Annotated in this window: 6 protein-coding genes; 4 read left to right on the top strand and 2 right to left on the bottom strand. The window is 68.6% G+C overall.

The genetic code is table 11. The annotated features are described in order from the left end of the window. Positions 1 to 81 precede the first annotated feature (81 nt). Both AC5LSR_RS01825 and AC5LSR_RS01820 read left to right on the top strand, forming a co-directional pair. The gene (locus tag AC5LSR_RS01825; RefSeq protein WP_493468078.1) at positions 82 to 483 is read left to right on the top strand and encodes a type II toxin-antitoxin system Phd/YefM family antitoxin; all 402 of its coding nucleotides are present in this window, start codon (positions 82 to 84) and stop codon (positions 481 to 483) included. After that, the gene (locus AC5LSR_RS01820) at positions 480 to 824 is read left to right on the top strand and encodes a type II toxin-antitoxin system VapC family toxin (protein WP_493468077.1); all 345 of its coding nucleotides are present in this window, start codon (positions 480 to 482) and stop codon (positions 822 to 824) included. Before AC5LSR_RS01825 ends, AC5LSR_RS01820 begins: the two co-directional genes overlap by 4 nt. A 175-nt stretch (positions 825 to 999) precedes the next feature. On the opposite strand, the gene AC5LSR_RS01815 is transcribed toward AC5LSR_RS01820, so the two are convergent. Next, positions 1,000 to 1,245, bottom strand: coding sequence for a hypothetical protein (locus tag AC5LSR_RS01815; protein WP_493468076.1), 246 nt, complete (start codon positions 1,243 to 1,245; stop codon positions 1,000 to 1,002). Between the two features lie 517 nt (positions 1,246 to 1,762). Between AC5LSR_RS01815 and AC5LSR_RS01810 the strand changes: the two genes are divergently transcribed. After that, complete coding sequence (locus tag AC5LSR_RS01810; RefSeq protein ID WP_493468075.1) at positions 1,763 to 3,490, top strand: hypothetical protein; 1,728 nt, start codon at positions 1,763 to 1,765, stop codon at positions 3,488 to 3,490. A 180-nt stretch (positions 3,491 to 3,670) separates the two neighbouring features. On the opposite strand, the gene AC5LSR_RS01805 is transcribed toward AC5LSR_RS01810, so the two are convergent. Next, positions 3,671 to 3,952, bottom strand: a complete 282-nt coding sequence (locus tag AC5LSR_RS01805; protein ID WP_493468074.1) for a hypothetical protein — start codon at positions 3,950 to 3,952, stop codon at positions 3,671 to 3,673. Between AC5LSR_RS01805 and AC5LSR_RS01800 the strand changes: the two genes are divergently transcribed. Then, positions 3,951 to 4,920: IS1380 family transposase (locus AC5LSR_RS01800; protein ID WP_493468073.1), on the top strand; the 970-nt coding region annotated here is incomplete at its 3' end. The genes AC5LSR_RS01805 and AC5LSR_RS01800 overlap by 2 nt on opposite strands.

Below are 4,920 nucleotides of genomic sequence, written 5' to 3'. Positions count from 1 at the left end.
CTTCAGCCGCCCCAGCTCCTCGGCACGGCCCACGAACTCCTCTTGCACACATCGAGACTAACATCGATGTTACTGACATCCATGTTACTGACATCGACGTCACCAACCTCGACGCTGGTGACAGACGACCGACCGGGATGGCCGCTGTGGGCTGTCGCGCTCCGCCGCGACGACACCAGGGCGTTACTACCTGCCTACTACGATGAACCGGTGGACCAGGTACCTGTGCGGGTGCTCAACCAGGACACCGCAGGCGTCCTGGCACGTGTCGAGCGTGGCGAGACCATCGAGATCACCCGGCACGGCAAGGTGATCGGCCGCATCGTGCCGGCGGCACCCGGCGAGCTGGACGACCTGATCGCGGCGGGCAAGGCCTCCCCGGCCACCGTCACCGGCCCGTTCGTCGCCCCGAAGGGGCCACCGATCAGCGGCCCGGAAGCCGGCGAACTGACCAGACAGCTCCGCGACGAGGAACGCTGGTGATCTATCTGGACACCTCCGCGATCGTGAAGCTGATCAGACCCGAGGCGGAGAGCGACGCCCTGGCCGAATGGCTCAATGCCCGACCGGCCGAGCATATGATCACGTCCAAGCTCTCCGAGGTAGCGATCCCACGGGCGTTACGCCGGGAGGAACCAGCACGGCTGGCGGCGGTGGCCGGCGTTCTCGCTCACCTCGACCGACTGGACATCGACGACGCGGTCCGGGCCACCGCGGGCGCCTACCCCTTCCCTCACCTACGGTCGTTGGACGCCATCCACCTTGGCCACCGCGGACCAGCTCGTCGCGGCAGGGAAAACAGTCAGTGCCTTCGTGACCTATGACAAACGCCTGGCCGCCACCGCCGAAGAACCCGGCCTGGCCGCGGCAGCCCCTGGCCTGGCCATCCCGACGTAAGCGCCCTGCGGCGATCGCATCCTAACCAGTGACCCTGATGCTCTCGTGCGGCCCATCAAGGCCGCCGGTACTCCGGCCACCGTCATCCACTGCAAGCTAACGTCAGCCCAGGTATGAGTCTGCCGATCGCGGAGAACTGTTCGCGCGGAGCCTGGGCGTACTCGTCGAGCCGGACGAAGCGAGACGGGATCGGGTCGTGCAGGGGTGGCCAGCCGGACGCTTTCGGTGAGCGGGATAGGACCGGCGAAGATAGAAGACCCGGTCGGAGCACAGCCAGCCAACGAGGTCGATGGGCAGGTCTACGAGCAGCCAGGCCAGGCGGGTGACGTCGTAGCCTGCATCGAACACGGCGAGGGTGTCCGAGTCGCCGTCGGTGTAGCGGCCGGCGGCGGCGAGTCAGCTGACCACATCCCGGACCTGCCCGGTGATCACTGCGGTGAGGTCGTCGGGGCCGAGTCGGACCGCGTCCAGCACCGCTGCCCACGACGTCCGACCTGGCTCGAGCGCGGCGACGAGCGAGGAGGGCCAGCTCCGGGATCAGCTGGGCGTTGCGCTTATCCCGGCCATAGGTGTGGCAGAACGGTCGTTGGGGGCTGGTCGCCGCAACCGGACGCAGCCATGAGCTGACATCCGCTCCACCTGGCTATGGTTCACATATCCGCGTCGTACAACGCGCCATGTCCCTACCCCGGCGGAACGCGAGCCAGCGTCATCCGTCAGTAAGGAGTACGGGGCATAGCGCCTTGATCTTTCTGGCTGGCTGGAGGACTCCGGCATGCGGCGAGAACGGGGGTGGGTGGTGTGGGACAACCAGCGTCGTGAGCTTCGGAGCCACGGGAGTGGGTGGCGAGCCTGGATAGCGGGTATGAGCATCCTGGTATGGCTCGCCCTGGGATTGACCGCATGCGGCGTGCTCTCTGGCCGCTCGGGCAGTGCCGACGGCGGTGGGGGGCGGCCGGCGGCCCCGGTGTCCATTAATGCGGGCACGCAGCCAGCGGCGAAGGTCGTTGAGCTGGGCGGTGGGGCGCGGGTAATCTTCGCGGACGCGCCGGTGAGAGGTAGCGAACTCATGGTCGCGACATCGAACCCGCCGCCCAACCCGAACGGCCGGCGAAGCCTCGTCATCCCGGTGAAGTTGACCTTGTCTGGTGGCGACCTCGGCGCGGGTGCCACCCTTGAGTTCCCGATTCCCAAGGGCCTGCAGACCCCGGCGGTGGGGATCGCCACCTACGACGAGGCGTCGCGGCAGTGGGTGCCGGTGACCGCCTCGGTCGACCAGGGCCGGGGCGTCGTCACCGCCTCCACCACCCATTTCTCCTGGTGGCAACCGTGGGCCTGGGACTGGGCCGGAATCGGCGCGACGGTGAACCAGGCGGTCGGTCAGATGGTGGGAAAGCGCGCCAACCAGGCCAGTTGCACTGCGGCTGAGGGCGTGCCCGGCTGGGTCGCGTCTCTGGTCGGGGTCAGCAACGACCCGGCGCTGGCCGTGCGTGCCTGTGCCCAGGGCCAGAACGGAATCCTCGACGTTCAGCTGGTCAACAACCGGCCGTACGGGATGGTGCTGCGGTACGGATCGGGCGTGAAATGGGGCTGGCGTCAGGACGGTGACACCCCACTGGAGAACGCACGCAACAAGCTGATGGATGCGCTGCTGGCCGGAGGGAGGGGCTTGTACCTTCCGCCGCTGGGTCGCGCCTCGGTGGGCGTCATGCCAGTCGACGCGGGCCGGTACGTCACGTTCCCGGTCTCGGTCACCGGCGCGACGCTGGCTACTGACCTGGTCAGCGCCGTCGCTGGCGAACTGGTGACGAAGGTCGGCGAGCGGCTCGCGGCACCGCTGACGAACGCCTGCACCAGCTACCTGGCAGAGACCGTCACGGCGGACACACTCGGCAACCCGACCGCCGTCCACGAGAAGATGATCATAGCGGCCGACTGTGTGAAGAAGGCATTCCTGGACGCTGTGAGCTACGGATGGCTTGACAAGCCTTCGGTCGAGAAGATGGGCGCGACTCTGGACGCCCTTAAGAAAGCGTCGCTGGTCGGCCGTCTGCTGACTGCCTACGACACCGAGTGGCGGCTGCTCGACTTGTACGTTGATACCAAGCTCGTGCCGACGGCCGCCGGATTGGAATACGGGTTCGGGGTGCGCGCGAAGGCCGCCGAGACCGCGTCGCCATCGGACGGGATTTTCACTACCTCGGTTCCACCGACCCCCGGTTCGTCGACGGACACCGTGCCGCCGCCCGATACCTCTGGCGGGAACTTGCCCGCCCAGCCGCCGGCCGTCGCGCCTCGCGGCCTGCACATTCAGGACATGTTCTACGGCGGGACGTGGGCGCGCACCGGTCCGGACGACGGCACCTGGCATAACCACAGCAGTGTCCCCGCAAACGCCCGGTACTGGTTCCCCAACGGGCTTGGCGTCGCGGTCGACTGCACGCGGCAGGCAGCCGCCTATACTGTCGCCTTCGCCGATGGTCATCGGGAGACCTGGTCGAACTGGGGTCATATCACCGACGGCACATGGGTGCCGGTCGCGACGTTTCAGGAGATCAATGTCGACGGCGACCTCGGCCTCCCACGCTGCTGACAGCAAGGTCGGTGGACGACCGTGGACGACGGAGAGTCATCGGTCCAAGTCGGAGGACATTGGCAGACGCGTGTAGACATTACGGACGCGACCCTTAACCTGGATGCACCGCTGTGTATGGCTGTCCGTTGGGTTTCCTGAACGCGAAAATGCCCTCTGAGCTGGGAGGATGGGAGTTCTCTACGCTTCCGTCCACCAGCTCGAGAGGGCACTCCCGAAGTGCGATTGTTGCATGCGGCGTCGAGGACGCACGCGCGGTTCGATGACGCTGACCTGATCGCCTGCGCCGGGCTGGTCCCGGTGCTGCGCCTGGCCGAGCGGGCGGGTCTGCCCGAGCTGGTGGCCGAGCACGTCCGCCCGGCCGACCCGAAGGGCGTCAACGCCTCTGTGAAGGTCGGTTGCCTGGTAGCGGGCATGGTTGCCGGGGCCGACAGCATCGACGATATGCAGGTTCTGCGCCATGGCGCGGTGGGCGAGCTTCACCGGGGTCCGGGCCCCGTCGACGCTGGGGACGTTCCTGCGGGCGTTGGACTGGGGCAACGTCCGCCAGCTCGACAAGGTCAACCGGCTGCTGCTCGCCGGCCTGGCCGCCGAAGCCCCGCTGTTGACGGGCGCCGAAACGCTGGCGTTCGTCGACGTCGACTCCTGCCAGCGGCGGGTGTTCGGCCCCGCCAAGCAAGGCGCAGCGTTCGGCCACACGAAAATCGCCGGGAAGTCGCTACTGGTCCGGGGGCTCAACGCCCTGGTCGGCACGCTGTCGACGCCGCACGCGGCACCGGTGATCGTCGGCACCCGGCTGCGCGGCGGGAACGCTGGTTCCGCCCGCGGCGCGGCGTCGTTCGTCGCCGAGGCCGTCGTCACCGCACGGCGGGCGGGTGCCACCGGCACCCTCGTCGTCCGCGCCGACTCGGCCTACTACTCCGGGGCGTTCGTGTCGGCCTGCCGCCGTGGCGGCGCCCACTTCTCGGTCACGACCCGGCTCGACGCCAAGGTCCGCCGGGCGCTGGCCGGGGTCCCTGACGGACTGTGGACGCCGATCCGCTACCCCCGCGCGGTCTGGGACGACACGAACCGCACCTGGGTCTCCGACGCCGAGATCACCGAAGTTCCCTACACCGCCTTCGCCAGCGGCAAGCACCGGACCACCGCCTGGCGCTACCACGCCGTGTTCACCGACAACCCGTTCGTCCTGCCCCAGGCCGAAGCCCAGCACCGCGACCACGCCGTCATCGAACAGGTCCTCGCCGACCTCGCCGACGGACCGCTCGCCCACCTGCCCTCCGGGGTGTTCACCGCCAACGCCGCCTGGCTCGCCCTCGCCGCCCTCGCACACAACCTGCTGCGTGCCGCGGGCACGCTGGCCTCGACGTTCCACGCCCGAGCCCGCGGCACCACCCTCCGCGCGCACCTCGTCAACGTCCCCGCCCGCC

The sequence above is a fragment of the Protofrankia sp. CiP1_Cm_nod4 genome (assembly GCF_982290645.1).
Note: the sequence above shows the minus strand (reverse complement) of the source record. Positions and strands in the feature narration are given on the sequence as shown.